General features: G+C 28.7%; 24 protein-coding genes and 1 pseudogene. 13 read left to right on the top strand and 12 right to left on the bottom strand.

The window, feature by feature from the left end; genetic code table 11:
- Positions 1–5: 5 nt before the first annotated feature.
- Entirely contained in the window at positions 6–677 is a 672-nt protein-coding gene (gene aat, locus NJU99_RS08460) for a leucyl/phenylalanyl-tRNA--protein transferase (protein WP_254575481.1), read from the bottom strand.
- Positions 678–682: 5 nt separating this feature from the next.
- The gene (locus NJU99_RS08455) at positions 683–850 is read right to left on the bottom strand and encodes a hypothetical protein (RefSeq protein ID WP_254575480.1); all 168 of its coding nucleotides are present in this window, start codon (positions 848–850) and stop codon (positions 683–685) included.
- A 118-nt stretch (positions 851–968) separates the two neighbouring features.
- Here NJU99_RS08455 and NJU99_RS08450 point away from each other — a divergent pair, with 118 nt between their 5' ends.
- The 4 genes and pseudogenes from NJU99_RS08450 (at position 969) to NJU99_RS08435 (ending at position 6,349) form a co-directional block, all read left to right on the top strand.
- Complete coding sequence (locus NJU99_RS08450; RefSeq protein ID WP_254575479.1) at positions 969–1,733, top strand: ion transporter; 765 nt, start codon at positions 969–971, stop codon at positions 1,731–1,733.
- Complete coding sequence (dgt, locus tag NJU99_RS08445; protein WP_254575478.1) at positions 1,726–3,168, top strand: dGTPase; 1,443 nt, start codon at positions 1,726–1,728, stop codon at positions 3,166–3,168. The genes NJU99_RS08450 and dgt overlap by 8 nt, the downstream gene beginning before the upstream one ends.
- Before the next feature lie 309 nt (positions 3,169–3,477).
- Complete coding sequence (locus tag NJU99_RS08440; RefSeq protein WP_254575477.1) at positions 3,478–5,235, top strand: sensor domain-containing diguanylate cyclase; 1,758 nt, start codon at positions 3,478–3,480, stop codon at positions 5,233–5,235.
- A pseudogene (locus tag NJU99_RS08435) lies at positions 5,144–6,349 on the top strand (glycerate kinase). The gene NJU99_RS08440 and the pseudogene NJU99_RS08435 overlap by 92 nt, the downstream one beginning before the upstream one ends.
- Before the next feature lie 21 nt (positions 6,350–6,370).
- Here NJU99_RS08435 and NJU99_RS08430 read toward each other — a convergent pair.
- From NJU99_RS08430 to tatB, 5 genes are all read right to left on the bottom strand, one after another.
- Entirely contained in the window at positions 6,371–7,708 is a 1,338-nt protein-coding gene (locus NJU99_RS08430; RefSeq protein WP_254575476.1) for a sodium-dependent transporter, read from the bottom strand.
- 100 nt (positions 7,709–7,808) lie between these two features.
- Entirely contained in the window at positions 7,809–8,561 is a 753-nt protein-coding gene (locus NJU99_RS08425; protein ID WP_254575475.1) for an exonuclease domain-containing protein, read from the bottom strand.
- A gap of 33 nt (positions 8,562–8,594) precedes the next feature.
- Positions 8,595–9,617 carry a tRNA preQ1(34) S-adenosylmethionine ribosyltransferase-isomerase QueA gene (gene queA, locus NJU99_RS08420; protein ID WP_254575474.1) on the bottom strand — a complete coding sequence of 341 codons (1,023 nt, stop codon included), beginning with the start codon at positions 9,615–9,617 and terminating at the stop codon, positions 8,595–8,597.
- Positions 9,618–9,622: 5 nt separating this feature from the next.
- On the bottom strand, positions 9,623–10,351 hold the full coding sequence (tatC, locus tag NJU99_RS08415; RefSeq protein WP_254575473.1) for a twin-arginine translocase subunit TatC: 729 nt from the start codon (positions 10,349–10,351) through the stop codon (positions 9,623–9,625).
- Positions 10,351–10,866 (bottom strand): Sec-independent protein translocase protein TatB, encoded by a 516-nt coding sequence (tatB, locus tag NJU99_RS08410; protein WP_254575472.1) that lies wholly within the window; start codon positions 10,864–10,866, stop codon positions 10,351–10,353. The genes tatC and tatB overlap by 1 nt, the downstream gene beginning before the upstream one ends.
- A gap of 91 nt (positions 10,867–10,957) precedes the next feature.
- Here tatB and NJU99_RS08405 point away from each other — a divergent pair, with 91 nt between their 5' ends.
- From NJU99_RS08405 to NJU99_RS08370, 8 genes are read left to right on the top strand one after another with little or no spacing between them, the layout of a single operon-like run.
- Entirely contained in the window at positions 10,958–11,713 is a 756-nt protein-coding gene (locus NJU99_RS08405; protein ID WP_254575471.1) for a TerB family tellurite resistance protein, read from the top strand.
- Complete coding sequence (locus NJU99_RS08400) at positions 11,713–11,940, top strand: (2Fe-2S)-binding protein (RefSeq protein ID WP_254575470.1); 228 nt, start codon at positions 11,713–11,715, stop codon at positions 11,938–11,940. The genes NJU99_RS08405 and NJU99_RS08400 overlap by 1 nt, the downstream gene beginning before the upstream one ends.
- Before the next feature lie 4 nt (positions 11,941–11,944).
- A complete protein-coding gene (locus NJU99_RS08395) occupies positions 11,945–12,175 on the top strand; it encodes a (2Fe-2S)-binding protein (protein WP_254575469.1) in 231 nt (76 codons plus the stop codon).
- 1 nt (position 12,176) lies between these two features.
- Positions 12,177–12,389, top strand: coding sequence for a hypothetical protein (locus NJU99_RS08390; protein WP_254575468.1), 213 nt, complete (start codon positions 12,177–12,179; stop codon positions 12,387–12,389).
- A gap of 24 nt (positions 12,390–12,413) precedes the next feature.
- Positions 12,414–13,175, top strand: a complete 762-nt coding sequence (locus tag NJU99_RS08385) for an NAD+ synthase (protein WP_254575467.1) — start codon at positions 12,414–12,416, stop codon at positions 13,173–13,175.
- Positions 13,176–13,179: 4 nt separating this feature from the next.
- Positions 13,180–14,319: a DegT/DnrJ/EryC1/StrS family aminotransferase gene (locus NJU99_RS08380; protein ID WP_254575466.1), complete on the top strand. Its 1,140-nt coding sequence runs from the start codon at positions 13,180–13,182 to the stop codon at positions 14,317–14,319.
- Positions 14,320–14,325: 6 nt separating this feature from the next.
- The gene (locus NJU99_RS08375; RefSeq protein WP_254575465.1) at positions 14,326–15,270 is read left to right on the top strand and encodes a tetraacyldisaccharide 4'-kinase; all 945 of its coding nucleotides are present in this window, start codon (positions 14,326–14,328) and stop codon (positions 15,268–15,270) included.
- Positions 15,263–15,712 carry a hypothetical protein gene (locus tag NJU99_RS08370; protein ID WP_254575464.1) on the top strand — a complete coding sequence of 150 codons (450 nt, stop codon included), beginning with the start codon at positions 15,263–15,265 and terminating at the stop codon, positions 15,710–15,712. The genes NJU99_RS08375 and NJU99_RS08370 overlap by 8 nt, the downstream gene beginning before the upstream one ends.
- Here NJU99_RS08370 and NJU99_RS08365 read toward each other — a convergent pair.
- Positions 15,695–16,726, bottom strand: coding sequence for a hypothetical protein (locus tag NJU99_RS08365; protein ID WP_254575463.1), 1,032 nt, complete (start codon positions 16,724–16,726; stop codon positions 15,695–15,697). The genes NJU99_RS08370 and NJU99_RS08365 overlap by 18 nt on opposite strands.
- A gap of 138 nt (positions 16,727–16,864) precedes the next feature.
- Here NJU99_RS08365 and NJU99_RS08360 point away from each other — a divergent pair, with 138 nt between their 5' ends.
- A complete protein-coding gene (locus NJU99_RS08360) occupies positions 16,865–17,785 on the top strand; it encodes an MBL fold metallo-hydrolase (RefSeq protein ID WP_254575462.1) in 921 nt (306 codons plus the stop codon).
- A gap of 31 nt (positions 17,786–17,816) precedes the next feature.
- Here NJU99_RS08360 and NJU99_RS08355 read toward each other — a convergent pair whose 3' ends face one another.
- The 4 genes from NJU99_RS08355 to NJU99_RS08340 form a co-directional block, all read right to left on the bottom strand.
- The gene (locus tag NJU99_RS08355; RefSeq protein ID WP_254575461.1) at positions 17,817–18,995 is read right to left on the bottom strand and encodes a glutathionylspermidine synthase family protein; all 1,179 of its coding nucleotides are present in this window, start codon (positions 18,993–18,995) and stop codon (positions 17,817–17,819) included.
- 3 nt (positions 18,996–18,998) lie between these two features.
- Positions 18,999–19,646, bottom strand: a complete 648-nt coding sequence (locus tag NJU99_RS08350) for a UPF0323 family lipoprotein (protein WP_254575460.1) — start codon at positions 19,644–19,646, stop codon at positions 18,999–19,001.
- Positions 19,647–19,734: 88 nt separating this feature from the next.
- Entirely contained in the window at positions 19,735–20,592 is an 858-nt protein-coding gene (locus tag NJU99_RS08345) for a hypothetical protein (protein WP_254575459.1), read from the bottom strand.
- 68 nt (positions 20,593–20,660) lie between these two features.
- Positions 20,661–21,161: a YgjV family protein gene (locus NJU99_RS08340; RefSeq protein ID WP_254575458.1), complete on the bottom strand. Its 501-nt coding sequence runs from the start codon at positions 21,159–21,161 to the stop codon at positions 20,661–20,663.
- Between the last annotated feature and the right edge of the window lie 8 nt (positions 21,162–21,169).

Below are 21,169 nucleotides of genomic sequence, written 5' to 3'. Positions count from 1 at the left end.
AAGGTTTAATTCTTTTTATATAAAATCTTAAAATACTCTTCTCTTGGTATTTCATAAGCTCCAAGACTTGCTAAGTGCTCATTATGTACTTGGCAGTCAATTAGTCTTATGTCATTTTCTTGGGCTTGTTTACATAAGTGATAAAAGGCTACCTTTGAAGCATCACTTACTTTTGAAAACATACTTTCCCCACAAAATACATCATCTATTAAAACCCCATATAATCCACCAACTAACTCATCATCTAAATAAGTCTCAATAGAGTAGGCATATCCTAATTTATATAAGTTGGTATAAGCTTGAATAAAGTCATCATTTATCCAAGTGTCATCTTCATGTTTTCTTTTTATTTTTGCACAGTTTTTCATAACTTCTTCAAAGTTTTCATTTGTTTTTACTACGAAGCCTTTGTTTTTTATGGATTTTTTAAGGCTTTTTGATACTTTCATTTCATTTGGATAAAGTATCATTCTTTTATTTGGACTGTACCAATGTATGTGATTATATTCATCTATAAACCAAGGGAAAAGTCCATTTGAATAGGCATTTATAAGTCTTTGTGGATGAAAATCTCCTCCAACTGCAACTAAATCATCTTTCATCATACTAAGTGTTGGAAACTCATAATTATCTAAGTCTAATAAGTATATTCCATATTCTTTATCTAATAATTCCATATATTTTAGCACTCATCCTTTTTAGTAGCGGTCCATTCTTCATATTTAGGGTCGTTATTTATTTCATCTATTTGTTTTTGAGTTAAATCAAGGTATTTCATCATCTTACCATCCCAAACTATACAAGGAAACTTTTCTTCTTCTTTAAAAAACTCTTTGATTTTTTCAAACATCTTATATCCTTTAAAAATCCAATTATATATTAGTTTTTTTAAAAAATAATAAACCAAAGTGTAAGTTGGAAGCTGATAAGATAAATTATTACTAAAAATCCAATAAAATAAAGAACTTATGAACTTAAAACAAGAACTATATATTATCTTTGAAAATCCAAGAAAACATAAATATGGAACTATTATACAAGTAGCTATATTTTTAAATATATTTATAAGTATTGCAGTTTTGTTTTTACAAACAGAAAAGAGTTTATCTGAATATTTCAAGATACTAAGTACTATAAATTTTATCAATGTATTTTTATTTACTATTGAGTATATGCTTAGGGTTTATAGTATTACTTATAAACCGAAACTAACTCGTGTAAAGTATATTTTACGACCTTTTATGATTATTGATTTAATCGCGATTTTACCTTTTTATTTATCTATGTTTAATCTTGATTTTGGTTTTTTAAGGGCTTTGAGAATTCTAAGAATTTTTAAGTTATTTAGATTAGCTAAGTTTGGAGAATTTGATAATTTAATAAGCTCAATTATAAAAGAGAAAAAAGAAGAGTTTTTCTTTATTACTATAGTACTTTTTGTACTACTTTTAACCATCACTCCTTTGGTTTATTATTTTGAAAAAGATGCACAACCTGAAGTTTTTACTAGTATGATTACTACTATGTGGTGGGCTGTTATTACTTTTACAACTGTTGGTTATGGGGATATGTATCCAGTTACTGTTATGGGTAGAATTTTGACCACAATTGTTAGTTTTCTAGGAATTGCTTTTTATGCAATTCCTGGCAGTATTTTTACATCTGCACTACTTGAGAAAATAAATGAGAAGAAATTAAAAAAATATAAGAAGAAAAGAGAAAAAGATGATTGATTATAATAACAAAATTACAATACATAGACAAATGTATCCTATCTCAGACATAAACAACTCTTTTGAGAGTGACAGAGGAAGAATTCTTTCAGCTCCTGCTTTAAGAAGATTACAGAAAAAAACACAAGTATTCCCTTTGGAGTTAAACGCAGCAGTTAGAAGTAGACTTACACACTCCCTTGAAGTTTCCCAAACAGCAAGGTATATAGCAAAAACTATTATCAAAAAACTTGATAAAAAACATGGTTTAGAGAAATTGGGAGATGCTTTTGTATCAACAGCTGAAATGACAAGTTTACTTCATGATATAGGAAATCCTCCTTTTGGTCACTTTGCAGAAGTTGCTATAAATGATTGGATGAGAAATAAAGGTGTAAAGTTACTTAATGATTTGCTTGATGTTAAAAAAGAAGATGAAGAATTTAAAGAGATGCTAGTAGAAGATATTTGCAACTTTGATGGAAATGCCCAAGCTATAAGAGTTGTGACTAAACTTCAAAGACTAAATTTATCATATACACAAATTGCAGCAATTTTAAAATATTCAAGAGCAGCATATGAAAAAAGACCTCAAAAAGATCATAAGTATAGTTACCTTATGAAAAAGCCAGGTTATTACTATTCTGAAAGAGATATAGTAAAAGAGATTTGTGAGACTTTAGATATAAAAAAAGGCTGTAGATTTCCAATAACTTATATCATGGAAGCAGCTGATGATATTTCTTATTTAAATGCAGATATGGAAGATGCAGTTGATAAAGGAATATTAAAATTTGAAGATATTTATAGACTTATAAAAGAGCATTGTGAGAAAATAGGGGAGACTTATTTACATGATTTAGTTGAAGGCTTTTATCAAAAAGCTAAAGAGAATGAAGATGAACCTTATCAGTTCAATCTATTCTTAACACTAACAAGAGCGAAATTAACACATGCCTTAGTTGAGCATGTCTCAGATATTTATGTTCAAAATCATGAAAAGGTTTTTAATGGTGAATTTAATGATGCTCTTTTAGAATTTGATAAAAACAGTAAATATACAAAAGCAATAAATATTTTACAAGAGATTTCTATCAAATATATCTACAGCAATAAAGATAAACAAACTTTAGAATTAAAAGGGCACAAAATATTAAGCTCACTACTTGATATATACACACCCTTACTTAAACTATCAAGTGAAGAGTTTTCTGAGTTGATTTCAGATAAAAATATCTCATGTTTTATTTCACAGCGTTTAGTAAAGCGTTTATCTTCAAAACATATTGTTGCATATAAAAATAGTTTAGAAGAAATAAATAGTGCTAAAAACAGTAATAAATATAAGCTAGAAGAGTGGTATTTAAGGGCTAGATTGCTTATAGATTATATCTCAGGTATGACTGATGATTTTGCTTTAGATGAGTACAGAGTATTAAATGCTTTAAGTAACTAAGCATTTTTAAGTTGCTTTTAAGATGAAATGATGTTATAATTACATTATCCGAAACAATATGGAGGTGTAAATGACGAAGGATTATCATTCTTAGTATTGTTGTAACAAACTTAAAATAATAAAAATTCACTACATAGTGAGTAAGATAAACAAAAATGTTTATTCTTAAACTTGATAATAATAAAGGGAAAAGAGGTCTAGAACTCTTTTCCCTTTTTTTATGTACAAAAATATAAATTGATACTCTTTTGATATAAACTCTATATATAATTTGTTATAATTAATTATATATAAAAAAGGTTTCTTATCATGAGTGAAAATAATATTAAGAAATTGATTATAGTTATTCCTATATTGGGAGTTTTATTTACTTCTATATTTTTAACTAGTATATCTATCGTACAGCTTAAAGACTATTTTGAAAATCAAAAACAACTACTAGTTTCTCACGAGAATATAAAAATTAAAAATGAAATTAAATCAAGGGTCTTAAACACCATCAATCTTTTAGATAAGTCCTATGAGCAAATAAAAGATAATGAAAAACAAGAAATCAAAAATACTGTAAATATTGCATATGATATTATAGAAAAAACATATGAAAATAATAAAGGTTTAGTAAAAGAAGAGATTATAGAAAAAGTAAAAGAAAAATTAGCATATATTAAATTCTTTGAAAATAAAATGGGCTACTATTTCTTGTTTGATTATAATGGAACTTCTTTAATGCACCCTCATAACAGTAAATATGAGGGAAAAAACTTTTTAATTCTTGATGATATAGCAGCTCAAAATACAATAAATAAATTTTTAAATTTTTTGAAGTTAAATAGTGAAGGCTTTTTGACATGGAAGTGGTTTAAACCAAATGAATCAATAGTAAAAGAAAAAATCGGATATCTTAAGAAATTTGAACCTTTAGATGTTTTTATAGGTAGTGCAAAATATGAAGAAGATATATACTTTTCTACTATGAATAAGCTACAAGAGTTATTAAATATAATGAGTTTTTTAAAAGAAGGCTATGTTTTTGCTTTTGATTATACAGGACATACTATTTCTCATACTCAAAAAGATTTACTTGGCAAAAATAGATGGCATTTAAATATAGGTGGCAAATATATAGTTCAAGATATTATCAAAAAAGGAAAAGAAAGTGATGGAGGCTTTGTTGAATATATAGCAACTGTTGACCCTTTAACAAATAAACCATCAAAAAAAATATCTTATGTAAAAAGCTTTGATAAGTTCGATTGGGTAATAGGTACAGGAGTTTATACAAACTATATAGAAAATGAGATTATAAAAGCAAAAGAGAAGCTAGATAAACAAGTAGATAAAATGATATTTAATTTAATATGCTTTTCTTTTCTTGCAACGCTATTTGGAATAATTATACTTTATTATTTGTCAAAAAAAATCAATGCTATTTTAGAAAAATATAAAAACAGTTTGAAATATTTAAATGAAAATTTAGAACAGAAAGTAAAAACAAGAACCCATGACTTAGAAGAATCCAAAGAGCTTTTAAAGGAAATGGCAGAAAAAGACTCTTTAACAAATTTATATAATAGAAGATATTTAAATTCAGTTGTGGATTCATTAATTCAGATTTCAATAAGAAATAATGAACCTTTATGTCTAATAATGATTGATCTAGATAAATTTAAAAAGATAAATGATACTTATGGACATGGCATAGGTGATGAAATTTTAGTTCAATTATCAAACAAATTATTAAGCAAATTTAGAAAAAGTGATGTTATAAGTAGAATCGGGGGAGAAGAGTTTGTTGTAGTCTTCCCAAAAACAAAACTAGAAGCTGCTTATAAAATAAGTGAAGAGTTAAGAGTAGATATAGAAAATAGTATTTTTAAAATAGCTCAACTTGATATAAAATTTACTATAAGTATTGGAATTGCAATTCTTGATAAATATGAAGATAAAAACCTACAAACTATACTAAAAAGAGCAGATGAGGCATTGTATGATGCTAAAAAAGCAGGAAGAAATAAAACTCTTGTATACAAAACAAAGGAAGAAAATGAAGATAGTTATAGCACCTGATTCATACAAAGAAACATTAAGTGCTAAAGAAGTAGCAAATACAATTGAAGAAGGTTTTAAAAAAGTATTTAAAAATACTGAGTTTATAAAAATACCCCTTGCTGATGGAGGTGAGGGAACAGTTAGAGCTTTAGTTGATGCTACAAGTGGCTCTATAAAGAAAGTTTGTGTTAAAGATCCCTTGCAAAGAGATATTGAAGCATATTACGGGGTTTTAGGTGATAATAAAACAGCTGTAATTGAAATGGCAACAGCAAGTGGTTTGGAGCTTTTAAGAGAAGATGAAAAAAATCCTTTAGAAACTACAACTTATGGTTTTGGGCAGTTAATAAAAGATGCCTATGAAAAAGGTCTTAGAAGTTTTATTTTGGGTCTTGGTGGAAGTGCTACAAATGATTGTGGTATTGGGATGCTTCAAGCTTTAGGTGTAAGATTTTATGATAATAATAAAAATGAATTACCAATAGTCGCAGCTAAATATATAGAAAAAATAGACTCTTTTGATATAAGTAGTTTATAAAAGTATAAAGATATAAATATAGAAGTAGCTTGTGATGTAAAAAATCCACTTTGTGGTATAAATGGTGCTTCTTTCGTTTTTGGGAAACAAAAAGGTGCAGATGGGAAAACTATAAAGGTTTTAGATAAAAGCCTAGAAAAATTTGCAAACCTATGTGAAAAGAGCTTTAATAAAAAAACAAAGAATATTGAAGGTTGTGGAGCTGCAGGTGGATTAGGATTTGCTTTGATTACTTTTATGAATGCAAAACTAAAAAGTGGTATTGATATTGTTATACAAAAAGTAGATTTAGAAAAGCACATAAAAGACGCATCTTTAGTTATAACAGGTGAGGGTAAGATAGATAGCCAAACTATACAGGGGAAAACACCAATAGGAGTTGCAAAGCTTGCTAAAAAATACGGCAAGCAAGTTATTGCAATAGCTGGCTGTACTTCAAATGATTATGAACTTGTATATGACCATGGTATTGATGCTGTATTTGATGTGACACCAATTTCAATGTCCTTTGAAATTATAAAAAAAGATGCAAAAAAGAACTTAGAATTAAGTGCTTATAATATAGCTAAAGTTTTAAGTATGAAGTTAAACTAAAGGCTTTAAGCCTTTAGTTTATTATGAAAGAATTCCTAATTTATTTAAGAAAAGAATTATAATTGCTATTGGTACAACATATCTGATTAATGAATACCAGATATTAAATACAGCTACGCTTGTGTGTTTTGTAAACTTCTCTTGAAGCATTTGTTTATCAACAAAATACCCTAAGAAAATACAAGTAATAATTGCAGCTAATGGCATCATAATAGATGAAGTCATAAAATCCATCCAATCAAAGGCATTTTTACCAAAGAATGTTAACTCTGCTCCATATGCTTTTGACATAGATAGTAAAGCTACAATACCTAATCCATAGAAAATTGAACCACAAAGAATAGTTGCTTTTCTTCTTGTAAAACCAAATCTCTCAATAAAGAATTTTAATGATGGTTCTATCATAGATACAGCAGATGTAATACCTGCAAATACTAATGCAACAAAGAAAGATACGGCAATAACTTGACCTAATACTCCCCATCCTGAGAAAATAACAGGTAGTGAAATAAATACAAGTCCAGGTCCTGCAGCACTTGGAGCTCCTGCTTCAAATAAAAATGAGAAGATGATAAGACCAGCAATAATTGCAATAGTTGTATCAACTAAAGCTACATAAAATGATGATTTAACAAAGTTTGCTTCTTTAGGTAAAGATGCAGAATAAGTCATAATAGTACCAACACCAAGTGAAAGTGTAAAGAACGCTTGACCTAAGGCAGCAAGTAGGGCATCACCATTTATCTTACTAAAATCAGGGCTAAACATAAATGACACAGCTTGTGAGAATGAATCTAAAGTTAAAGCATAAATAAGTAAACCAGCTAAAATAATTCCTAATAGGGGCATTAAGATTAAGTTGATTTTTTCAATACCTGCTTTTACACCTTTTAATACAATAAAGATTACAGTTCCAGCTATAAGTGTATGATAAACTATTAAGTTACCAATATCATCGCTAATAAGCTTTTCAAAAGCAGCACCAGCAACACTAGCTTCAGTAGGAAGTGCAGAAAAAGAAGTGATTACATAGTCTAAAATCCACCCTAATACAACAGAGTAGAATGAAAGAATCAAAAGACCACTTATAATCATAAAACCAGCAAATTTCCAGTTTTCATTTTTTGTTTTTGAAGTCTTTACAAACGATGTTGCTACATCAGATTGTGCATTTTGTCCTATAACTGCTTCTGCTAAGAATACAGTTAAACCAATAAAAAGAATTGCAAGAAGATAAACAAGTACGAATGCTCCTCCTCCATATTCTCCTGTAACATATGGGAATTTCCATATATTTCCAAGACCAACAGCTGAACCCGCAGCTGCTAGAATAAATCCTATTCTAGAAAATTTGTTCAAGCTAAACCTTTAAAAAAATTTTCCGTAATTATAGTGAAATTAAATGAAACTTAAATGAAATTAACTCAAAATATATAAAAAAGACAGAATTTATGGAGTTTTAGTAAGTTTGATTACTTCCTAAAACCTTATCAAGAGTATATTTTAAATCCTCATCTAAATCCATATTTGTTCTCATCCAGTTTAAATATCCTGAGTCTTCTTTGGCAACATCCGCTATATCTTTACCTTTGTGTTTACCAAATTTAAATGTTTTGATATATACAGGTGTTTTTGTAAGTTCAACTAGTTTTTCCATTGGATTATAATCAGGATAAATCTCTCTACATTTAGCTACAAGTTTTGTTAAAAATAGCTTCATTACTAAAACATCACCAATAGCATCATGGGCTTTGATTGTGATATTATGTCTTGTGGCTTCTGCTTGTTCTGTTTTGTAAAGCTCTAAGGCATATCTTAAATATTGTAATCTATGATATGGCAATTCTGAAAATAAGTGTTTAGCACATCTTAAAGTATCAATTATTTGATAGTTATTTACAAAGCCTTCTTTTTCAATCATTCCCATATCAAATGCAATATTATGAGCAATTAAGAAGTTCTCGTGAGAGTTTAACTCTTCTAATCTTTTATAAAAAGTAGTTTGTGTAGCTGTTGGTTTTCCTTCAATTAAATCAGGTGTGATATTATGAACTTCCATAGCTTCTATTTTGATTTTTACATCACTAGAACAGAATTCATCATAAGCTTCTATTTTTCCTGTTTGGTCAACAATCATAGCTCCAAATTGAATTACTCTATCTTCTTCTTGATTTCCTGTTGTTTCTGTATCAAATAACACATAATGTGGCATATTGCTTTTCCTTTATAATATATTCAAATTTATTTATATGATTAACATACCATCACCATAAGAGTAAAATCTGTATTTCTCTTCTATGGCTGTATTGTATATCTCAAGTGTTTTTTCTAAACCTACAAATGATGCAATTAACATAATAAGTGTAGATTTAGGAAGGTGAAAGTTTGTAAGTAGATGCTTTACTTTTATAGGCTTATTTGCTGGGTTTAAAAATAAGTCACATTCACCTTGGATTTTATTTGTTCTTGCATAATACTCAACTGTTCTTGTAACAGTAGTACCAACTGCTAAAACGCTTTTTGCTTTATCTAAAGCCTCTTTCGCAGTAGCTCCTATTTCAAAATATTCACTATGCATTGGATGCTCTAAAATATCATCTGCATCAACTGGTTTAAAAGTACCAGCTCCCACATGAAGTGTTAGATAGTTTACAGGAAACTTATCATTTATTTTTTGTAAAAGCTCTTCTGTAAAGTGAAGTGAAGCAGTTGGTGCTGCTACTGCTCCATAGTTTTTAGCAAAAAGTGTTTGATAGTCTTTTTCATCTTCTTGATTATCTTCTCTATTCATATAAGGAGGTAGTGGTAAGTGACCTATATCGTTTAAGATTTCTACTAATTCTAAGAAGTCTATTTTTTCACCATTTTTAGTAAATTTTACTACTCTACTACCATCTTCATTTAATTCAAGTACATTGGCTTGTAAACCTTTATCAAAAAAGATTTCACTTCCAACTTTTACTCTACCTCTTGTCATTACTAGGTATCTATCCATAAATAAAGGCTTATTTAATAGAAGTTCAACTTTACCACCTGATTCTTTTTTACCATAGATTCTAGCTTTTATTACTTTTGTATCATTTAAAAATACAGAAATATCATCAGGTAAAAAGTCCATTAGGTTTTTAAAAGTTGTATGAGTTATAGTGTCAGTTTTTCTATCATAAACTAAAAGCCTAGCAGAGTCTGCTGGGCTTACGGGTTTTGTTGCTATGAGTTCATTTGGTAAGTTATAATCATAGCTTGAAGTTTTCAATGGATCAAGCATAAATTCTACTCTTCCTCCTCTTCTTTATCTGCTGGGTTAAATACTTTAGCAATATAAATAGATACCCCATATAATATGATTAATGGTCCTGCCATTAAAAATTGAGTTAATACATCAGGTGGTGTTAGAAGTGAAGCTAAAATAAAAATAAGCACAACTGCATATTTAAAGAAGTCTTTTAGCATTCTATCATCAACAAGTCCTATTTTTGCTAAGAAAAATGTAATTACTGGTAACTCAAAAGCAACACCAAAACCAAATAGAAGTTTTGTAAAGAAACCTACATACTTACCAATACTTGGTAATACTGTAACAACAGCAGAACCAAAGTTTACAAGGAATTCAAAGCCATAAGGTACAACCACATAATACGCAAATGAAGCACCAACTAAAAACATTAGTGTTGCAAAAAATACAAAAGGTACAACTAGCTTTTTTTCATGTTCATAAAGTCCAGGAGCTAAAAACAGCCACATTTGCCAAAATATAACAGGCAATGATAATAAGAAAGCTGAAAAGAAAGCAACTTTTAAGGCAGTGAAGAATGTTTCTTGAATCTCAACTGCTACCATTTGAGAATTAGGTGGTAAAACAGCCTCAACAGGAACCATCATCCAACCTAAAATTGGTTCATAAAAGAAAAAACATACAAAGAACATAACTATTAAGCTTGCTCCTGATACCATCAACCTTTTTCTAAGATCCGCTATATGCGGTTTTAAATCATCTAGCATTAAGCATTATCCTCTTTTTTTTCATCTTTATTTTTGTCATTATCTTCGGGAAAGTTCACTTTAAATTTGTTTGCAGCATTTTGCATGATTTGTTCATTTGATTCTTCTATTGAAGCTAGTTCTTCAACAGCTTCTTCTTGAACTTTGTTTTTCTTTTTTTTCTTTTTGAAAGATACCTTTTCATCTTTTGAAGGTTCTTCCTTATCCTCTTGAACTTTTGAAGAAGATGGTAAATCATCGTTCATAATATTATCTAAACCTAAATCCATATGATTTTTTACATTCAAAGAAGATTTAGTGTTTTCAATTTGCGCTTTGAACATTTGCGCTTCTTCTTTCATTTCTTTAAGATTTAATTCACTATCAAGTGTTGTTTTTGCATCATCTACACCTGATTTAAATTTTTTAATAAATTTTGCTATTTCTACCATCGCAGTAGGTAGTTTATCAGGTCCTAAAGCAACAATCGCAATTACTGCTATAAGCAGGATCTCCATAAAGCCCATTCCAAACATAATATAACTCCAGTGTATATTTAAAGGTTAAGATTTTAACTAAAATTTGATAAAATCTAGCAAAATAGTCGTATTTAAATAAAGGATGATGATGAAAATAATAGTTTTACTAGTGATTGGTTTTATTTTATTTTTAATAGCAAGGAATTATAAGACTGAAAAGTTTAAAAATATTAATTTAAAAGTTAAAGAGAAATTTGATGGTGACCTTATGACTCATGAAGCAGGGCTTTTAGTAAGTCTTATGGCAAAGGTTGCAAAAGCTGATGGAAAAGTTTGTGAGTTAGAAGCTGAACTTTTAAAACATACATTAAATGATATTTCAAGGCACTTTGAAAATCAAGATGAAATGAGAGATAGGTTAAAAGAGTTATACACACAACAAAAAGAAAGTTTTGATAATACAATTGAAATTTGTGAAAAATTATACAATTTGACGAAATTTGATTACACAAAGCGTGTTAAAATTATGGAATATCTGTTAAATCTTGCATTTATTGATAAGGATTTCTCAGATACAGAAAAAATGATTACAGAAGATATAGCAAATGCTTTAAAAATTAAACAAAATGATTTTGAAAGTTTAGTTAGTAACTTTAAAGCTTTCTATGCAAATGCTGCTAAAAATGACGCTTTAAGTCTTGATAAGGCTTATGAACTTTTAGAATCTAGTGTTAATGATGATGACTCTACTATTAAAAAGAATTATAGAAAATTAGTAAAGAAACATCACCCAGATATTCTTTCAGGACAAGGGGCTTCTCAAAATATCATAGATGAGGCAACTTCAAAACTTCAAGAGATAAATCAAGCTTATGAAATAATCAAAAAAAATAGAGGTCTTTAATGTTAGGATTTGAAGACTCTTATGAAGTATGTAATTGTAAAAATGTTACAATAAATGACATAAAAAATGCAGTAAATAATCAAAATGTAAAAACACTAAGAGAGCTTCAAGATACAACTACAGCTGGTACTGAGTGTAGACATTGTATTTTTGAAGAGGGTGATTTTGGTAAAATTAAAAAAAAGGTTTACTGTAAACAAATCTTAAATGAACTAAAAAAGGATTAAAAGTATGGCTAGGAATTTTCCTCACTCTTATGAAGTATGTACATGTAAACATGTAACATTAGGGGAGATAATACACTCTATAAAAGAAAGAGGAGCAACTACACTGGAAGAAATAGGTGAATTTACAGACGCTGGAACTTGTTGTAAATCATGTAAAAGTTCTGCTGATGATATAGGGGCTGAAAAAATGGAACTTTATTTAGTAGAAATCTTAGACAAATTTACAAAGAAATAGTATGAAAGAAGAGTTAATAATAGAAATAAAAGAGCTTATAAAGACATCTGATGAAGATAGTATTGAAATAAATCCAAACTATTTGACTTATTTTGAAGAAGAGGAATTATTGGATATAAAAAATCAGCTTTTAGAGAGAAAAAGTAGTATGTCTGCACTTAGCAGTGGTTATCTAGATGAGCTTTATGAAAAAACAAAAAAAGATGAGCTATAATAATCTTCGTCAAAAGGATACTAATTGATTAATTGGAAAAATATAAAAGAACAACTAATAACTTTTTTACAAGAAGAAGTAAAAAAGACAGGTTTAGAAAAAGTTACTGTAGGTCTATCAGGTGGACTTGACTCAGCTGTAGTAGCAGTACTTTGTAAAGAAGCTTTTGGTGATAAATTAAATTGTGTTTTAATGCCATCTCAATATTCAAGTCAAAGTTCAACTGATCATGCTGTTGAACTTTGTGAGAAGTTTGATATTAAGTACGAAATAATTTCGATTGCTCCAATGGTTGAAGCATTTATAGATAATATGGATGATGATAAACTTAGAATTGGAAACTTTAGTGCAAGAATGAGAATGTCTGTACTTTATGATGTATCATCAAGGGAAAGATCAATAGTTGTTGGAACATCTAATAAAAGTGAGTTACTTTTAGGATATGGAACTATTTTTGGGGATATTGCTTGTGCAATTAATCCTATTGGTGAAATGTACAAAAGTGATGAGTTTGAGTTCGCAAAATTTTTAGGTGTAACTGATGCAATAGTAAATAAAGCTCCAAGCGCTGACCTTTGGGAAGGTCAAAGTGATGAAAATGAGTTAGGTTACTCATATAAGCAAATGGATGACGTATTAAAACCTATGGTTGATGAAGGTAAATCAAAAGATGAACTAATAGCTTTAGGTTTTGAAGATAAATTAATAGATATGTTAGATTATAGAATAAAAGCAAATGCTTTTAAAGGTAAATTACCTACAATAGCAAAAATTAAGTGGAGTTAAATTTATGAAAAAAGAAGTTGCAATTTATAAGGCATCTTTAGATAATGAGGAATTAAATCAGATAAGAAGTGTTTTGGAATCAAAAGACGACTTATCTAAAGTACTTGAGTTTGAAGAGAGTATTAAGAATTTTGTAGGAGCTAAACACGCAGTTGCTACTGCTACTTCAACAGCAGCAATTCACTTGGCTTTAAGTGCAATAAAGCTTAAAAGAGGTGATAAGATACTTATGTCTGTTAACTCTTTTGTTAACTTACCTGAGTGTGTTAGACATTTTGATGCTGAGCCTGTTTTTATTGATATTAATATGGAAGATATGAATATTGATGTTGATAAATTTGAAAAGGCTTTAGAAGAGAATAACTCTAAAAAATTAAGAGGTGCGATTATTACTTTTGTTGGTGGTCAAACTCCTGATTTAGATAGAATTTATGATATTGCTCAAAAATATGGAATTATTCTTATTGAAGATTGTAGATCTTCACTAGGTGCAACATATAAGGGTAAAACAGTTGGAAACTTAAGAGCTGATATGACTATCTTCTCTACAAATCCATCAAACTCAAAATATGCTATTTCAAGATCAGGAATTATTGTAACAAATAATGAAGAGATTGCAAGTAGAGCAAAATTATTAAGAACTCATGCCTTAACTACAACTTATGATAACTATGGAAACTTAGACTATGTTTATGATGTGGTTGATATTGGTCATAAATATGATTTATCAGAGTTAGATGCAGCTTATGCACTAGCTCAGTTAAATAAAACAAAAAGTTTTATCAAGAGAAGAAAAGAAATTGCAGCTTTATATGAGAAGAGATTAACAGGGGTAAAACATATCTCTATTCCTCCTCATAAAGATGAACATATATTTACACAATTTATTGTAAGAGTATCTAGAAATAGGGATGCTTTTGCAAGAGCTTTAAAAGAAAGAGGAGTTGCTACTGGTCTTAACTATATTCCATTACATCTTTTATCTTATTATAAAACAAAGTATTCTATTAAAATTACAGCATATTCAAATGCTTTAAATAACTATCAACAAATACTTTCTCTTCCAATGTATGCAGGACTTACAGATGAGGAAGTTAACTATGTATGTGACCAAGTAATTGAAGTTGCATCAGAGTGGATATAAAATAACTTGAAACAAAAACTTTATACTTGGATAGAAGATTATCTCTTCTATCCAAATACCTTCCAAAAATTAATCTCATTTTTATTAATACCTTTAACTTTTGTATATATGCTTATTATTTTTTTTAAAAGAGCAATGGCAAAAGAGATACACTTAGGAATACCTGTAATATCTATAGGAAATATAATAGTAGGAGGAAGTGGTAAAACACCAGTTGCTATAAAACTTGCTTCAAGATATGAAAATGCTTGTGTGATTTTAAGAGGTTATGGAAGAGCTTCAAAAGGTTTGTATGTAGTTTCACATAATGGAAAAATCTTAGAAGATGTAAAAACAGCAGGTGACGAAGCTATGCTTTTAGCGAACTCTTTACCAAATACAAGTGTAATAGTTAGCGAAAATAGAGTTAAAGCTATACAAAAAGCAAAAGAACTTGGATGCAAGATAGTCTTCTTAGACGATGGATTTTCAAAATATCATATTAAAAAGTTTGATATAGTGCTTCGACCTAAAAAAGAACCTACAAATATCTTTTGTTTACCAAGTGGCTGCTATAGAGAACCTAAAGGTTTTTATTTTAATGCAGATATTGAACTAAAAGAGGGAAGAGATTTTCATAGGGTCATTACTTTTAAAAAAAATGGTGTGGAAACTAAACTTCCTTCAAAACTTGCTCTTATAACAGCAATATCAAAACCAAAAAGACTATTAGAGTTTTTACCAAAAGATACTAAGATGATTAGTTTTCCTGATCATTATAGTTTTACAAAAGAAGATATTGAGGCTATTTGTGAAGAGTATAAAGGCTTTAGCTTTATTACTACAGGAAAAGATTTAGTAAAACTAAATAAGTTTAAAATCAAAGATTTATATCTAATGGATTTAGATATCAAATTTGATGAAAATATAGACTTTAAGATTATGGAAGAGTATATAAAATCATATGAGTAACATACATTATATAAATGATGAGCCTTTAGCCCATCTTGATAGTACAAGAAGACTTGATTCTTTTATGTGGAGAACAATGTATAAAAGAGTTCAAAAAAATATAGATAAAGATATTTTAAATATAAAAAATATTAAAAAAGTATTATTTAATAAAGGAGGCTTATCTCAAATAAAAATAGATGCCTCACTTCCTTATGTAAATGTAAATAATGAATCTATGTGGTATTTGGCTGATGATCAAGAGGAGTATTATTTACCTCTTTGTATTAGTTTTAGTGATGGGAAAGTATTTTACGATGTAGTATTAATTGATGGAAAGATTGATATTAGAGCAAAGGACTTTAGGAAAAAAAGTCCTTATTTAAATCATAATCCGATATTACTTTTAAGAGATTTAAAAAAGATAGAAGAAAATTTTAAGGCTTTACTTAAGGCTATTTAACTTCTCTTTTTTAAATTTTAAATAAGGAGTGATTAGACTATGGTTTCTAGCCATTTTAGTAAAATCCTCTTTTTTTGTAATTTTTTTGATAATAGTTTCCATAGATTCTAAGTTTTTGCTCTCTAACTCTTCATCTAGTTTTGCGTATTTATGAAGTAGGGCATCAAGTGCAAAATGATAATCATGAGCTAAAGCACCTTTATCAGTAAGTACCTTTTTTACAAATACCCAATTATCAAATATTTTTGACCATGATCTTTTTTGTTCCCCTGTTTTACATACATTCATAATAATAGCTTTAAATTTAAATAAAGCAAAATAAGCTTGATGACTAGACCATAACTCTTGTATCCACCAATCTTCATATCTTGGAAAACCTGTAAATTTTTTAGGTTTTTCTTTTTCTTCTTCATCATCCTTTGGCACAAAGTTGTTTTCTATATTTTTAAGTAAAACACTAAAATGTAATACCAAAATAGGTATTCTAAAGTTTAATAACTCTATTTCACTTAGCTTTTCTTCTTTACAGTTTTTTAGATGGGATTTAAAGTCTTTTCTTATGATAGATAGTTCATCTTTTAGCTCTTTATGATCTTTTAGATTTAATTCTAAAGACTTTTGAGCAATCTCAAAAAGCTCATCGTCTTCAAAGTTTACTTCTTCGGGAAGTTCATCTAAAATCATCATAGCTTCTAGTTTTTGATCATCAGCTTTTTCATTGTTATTTTTCACTCTTAGGTTTTGATTGTCAAAATATTTTTTTCTTCGTATTGCTTCTTCAAGTTTTTCTTTTTCTTCAAGCTCTTTTAGGTCTTGTTTCATAAGTTCTTCATACATAACTTTGTGTTTAGTCAGTTTTTCTTGTGTCTCTTCAAGGCTTGATTCTGTAGAAGCTAGAGCTAAACGTGAGAGTCTGTTTTCTCCTGATTCATGGTTTGCTAATTGTTTTTGAAGTAGGGCGGCTCTGCTTTCTTCTTCTTTTATGAGTTCTTCTAATGCAATAACACTATTCATAAACTTTTTCCTTAAGTGAATAAAAATTATTTTACATTATATCTTAATTTCTTTGATTTTTACAGATGCAAATAGTTGAGCTATATTTATATAAACTTTTATTATAATACTAGTATTAATTTTAATTAAGGAAAGCAAATGATAAAGAAAATATTTTTACTTTTAATATTTAGTGTAAGTGCTATTTTTGCATTTGATTATAATCTAAAACCAAAAAAAGTAGCAAATAATACTTGGTGTTTTTTAGGTAATTTGGATATGCCAAGAGTAAGTAATGGGGCATTTATGTCGAATTTTTGTTATGTTAAAACTTCAAAAGCTTATGTTGTAATAGATAGTGGTTCAAACTACAATTTAGCAAAACAAGCCTATGAGCAAATGACAAAAATAGAAAAGCTTCCAGTAGCAAAAGTTTTAAATACTCATGGTCATGATGATCATTGGCTTGGAAATAGTTTCTATAAAGATGAGTTTAATAGTGAGTTAATAGGAACACAATCTATTAATGAACAAGTAAAACTAGGGCATAAACCAAGAGTCTTTCATGTTTTATCAAAAGAGCAAATGAAAAATACAAAGCTTACAAGTCTTGACAAAGTTATAAATGAAACTACTACTATAAAAGTAGGAAATACTGAGTTTATAATGATTCCAGTTGGAGTAAAAGCTCATACATCAGAGGATTTATTTGTTTATGTTCCTCAAAACAAAGCTTTATTTACTGGTGATATAGTAATGAATGGAAGAGTTACATCAAATAGAGATGGTTCTGTAATAGGAACACTGAAAGCTTTAGAAATGATACAGAGCAAACAATGGAATACTTTAGTTCCAGGTCATGGATATGATACATCAAAAACAGCTATTGATGAAACAGTTAAATATTTTACTTTATTAAAACAAAGAGTTTTAGAAGCAGTTGAAGAAGATGTAGGTGCTGAGAATATAAATAAGCTAGTAAAACTAGAAGAGTTTAAAGATAAAGCTTTATATGAAGAGTTAAATTCAAGAAATATTTTTGATGCTTATGGTGAATTAGAGTTTTATGAGGAAGAGTAAATAACTAAGGCCTAAGCCTTAGTTATTTTGATTAGTTTATAACATGTCCTACAAATTTAGACGTGTTATTTAGAATTTTTTCACCTCTTCTAAATCCTAAGCCAGAAGCTTCAAAAGCATAAAAAACACCAGCTTGATATGAGTTTCCTTGACTATCAGTTGGAAGTTCTACATACTCTTGGTAGATAGCTTTATGACCTTCGTAATCACCTTGTGTTTCTACATCAATACTTCCATCTTCATTTATGATTTTAGTATTTGCACCTTCTCTACCAAAACATCTTTTTTCAACTTGTTTTTTTCCCTCTAAAGGCTCAAAAGAAGTTTCAAGTAATAATGGATGGTTTGGATATAAATCCCAAAGTATTTTCATAAATCCTTTTGACTGGAACATCAAAGTATAAGCAGGATTAAAAATAATTGCTTTTTTCTCTTTGATGATTTCAGTTAAGATAAGAGCTAATTCTCCCTCATCAATAGCTATATCTTCCCATGGAATAAGCTTAAACCAAAATTCAAATAGTTCATCTTCCTTGAAAATACCCTCATCATTAAATCCAACATTATCAATAAATTCAAAATCAGTATTAAATCCTGCTTCTGTTGCTATATGTTGTAGAAGTTTTGTTGTATTTTCATCTTCTGGAAGTCCTGAAATAGATGTAAATAGTATTTTCCATCCAAGTTTTGAATAGTACTCATCAAACTTTTCTAAATCACTATCAAGTGTAATAATTCTTTTAAAATTATCTTTTAGTGCATCATATAAGTTGTTAAATTGACTTGCTTCATCAAGTCCATTTTTCTTTAACATTGCCCATTGAACAACAGCTGTTTCAAAAAGTGATGTTGGAGTATCTGCATTAAATTCTATAAGCTTAATAGGCTTTCCATCAATACCGCCTGCTAAATCAAATCTTGAATAAAGATGCCAATGAACATCATTTTCCCATGACTCTTTGATGATCTCTACAAGATTAAAAGGGATATTTAAATCATGAAATAAATCATTTTCTACTACATACTCTCCTGCTTCACAGAACATATCATAAAGTTCATTTGTAGCTTCATAGTAAGCTTCTGCTTCATCAGGAGTTATTTCTACTATTTCATCTGCAACATACGAAGTGTTATCTTCATCTGTATGCCAAACAAAGCCAATAGATTCTAAATATTCATTTGTTAAAGGTTCTAATTTTTGAAGTCTCATTTATCACCCACCAAACGATCTAGAAGAACCAAATGAACTTCTTGAACTAGAACTAGATGATTTGTTTCCAAAAAATCCACTTTTTTTACTTGCACTAGATGATTTAGTACTACTTGCATTTTTACTAAATGAATTTTGAGATCTACTATAAGTTTGTGGTGATTTGTATTGAGCTTTTCTTTGATTTTGATAGTTTTGGTTGTTGAATAATTTATTACCTAACCAAGAACCAATCATCGCACCTGCTATTGAAGATAGTAAAACTCCACCAAGTCCCATACCACCATTTGATACTTCTGGGTTTGTAAGAGCTGAAGTTCCATTGTCGATTTTTGCTTCTTCTTGTTTAACTAGTGTATTGATTTCTTCTTGAGTTAAAATTCTCTCAGTTCCATCTGGTCTTCTTAAAACAATTGTAGTTTTAGACGCAGGGAATTCATCCGCAATTGCATATTGCCCATCAGTTGATTGCTCAATAACTACAAAAGCGCCTTGTTTTTGTGAAGCTTGAGAAAATGCATCACTTTGACCTTGCTGTTGATTGTTATTTCCACTATCACTACATCCAACTAGACCTGTAACTAAGATGGCACCAAGACCACCAACCATAGCATAATCTGATATTTTTTTAATATGATTTCTTTTCTTCAAACTAATAATCCTTTTATACTTTTATTCATTTATAATTTTTGAGATATGATACTTAATTGTTGCTATAAAATAGATGAAGTAGATATTCTTAATTTAGTTTTTTCCAATTATGAACTTTTTTATTAAAAAAACCTGATTGTTTATATGCTTTTGTTATTAATCCTTCTTTTCTAAGTATTTCTATACCTTTATTTAAGGCTTTAAATATCTCTTTTGCTTTTGGATGTGCTTTTGATATAGCAAAATGTCTAGTTCCCTCTAGTCCAACTTTTAGATTAGGAATAGGAACAAATACTATATTTTCTGTTTGAAAAGATAAGTCTTCTTTTGATTGAAAAGGTGCAAGTAGAAAATCTGCTCTTTGTATACTTACCATTCTTGTCATATATTTCCATTTTATTACATGTATAAGCTTTTTAGGTTTTAGTTTATATAGAGTTTTCCAATCTGGTATCCAGTATTTATTTGATACTGCTTTGAGACTTTGAATATCTTTTAATGATTTAGCACTTAATGCTTTTTTATTTGAGCTTATTGTATATAAGCCTGCTTCAAATTCATTATTTCTAATGAGAGCTTTGCTTATATACACATGTTTTTTAAGCTCTTTTAAATCATGTGACCATATTGAAGTAGCTGTTGTTATGGCTTTGCCTTGTTTTAGTTGTTGAAGTTCTCTTAGGTATGTAGGTGATTTTATAAAATTTAAATTTACTTTATAGTTTCCTCCAAGATATAAAGCTTGTTGGAAAAGAACTATTTCAACTACACTTCTTCTACTTGATGTGTGTGAAAAGTTTTTTATCTTTAAAGGATTTTTGTCTTCTGTAAAGTTTTTATAGTCTTTTAGTACATTTTCTTCTATTAGCATGTCAAGTGTGATATTTGACGCATTTATATTTGATATAGTAAAAAATAAACTTATAAATATAAAAAAATATTTCATGGTAAAACCTTTTTTAAAGTTATACTACATGTTATATTTTAGCATTTTTATCTAAAAAAGTGAAATTTTTAATTTACTACTTTTTTCTTTTCTTTATGTAGAGAGTAAAATATTCCAATTATTCCAAGTATGTCAAAGGCAAGTGTAAACCAAGCTTGATTGAAAAATGCATAAGTTCCCCAACAAAACAAAGATACAAAAAGAAATCTTTTTACATTGATATTGTCTTTTGCAATAGTTGCTAAAGTAGTTGTAATACCTGCAAATACTAACAATAAGCCTAATGGTTCTTGTAGTTTATATAGTAAAAATATGGTAAAAAAAGGTAAGAATAGCTTTACAAGTTTTTCGATTTTTTCAAGTTGTAAAGCTCCTAAAAAAAATAAAATAGCGATGATTATGGACTGTAAAGCCCCATGAAAACCACCACTATAATATAAATCAGGAATGATTAGTACAACTGCACTTCCTATAAAAAGTTTAGATAAAACAGGACTTGTTTGAGCAGTACCAATACCGTGTAAAAGTACAGATAAAGTTCCTATAATATAAAGTGCTAGTGGACTCATCTAGTGTG

This window comes from Arcobacter roscoffensis, assembly GCF_024267655.1.
In the GTDB taxonomy this organism is placed as follows: domain Bacteria; phylum Campylobacterota; class Campylobacteria; order Campylobacterales; family Arcobacteraceae; genus Arcobacter_B; species Arcobacter_B roscoffensis.
Note: the sequence above shows the minus strand (reverse complement) of the source record. Positions and strands in the feature narration are given on the sequence as shown.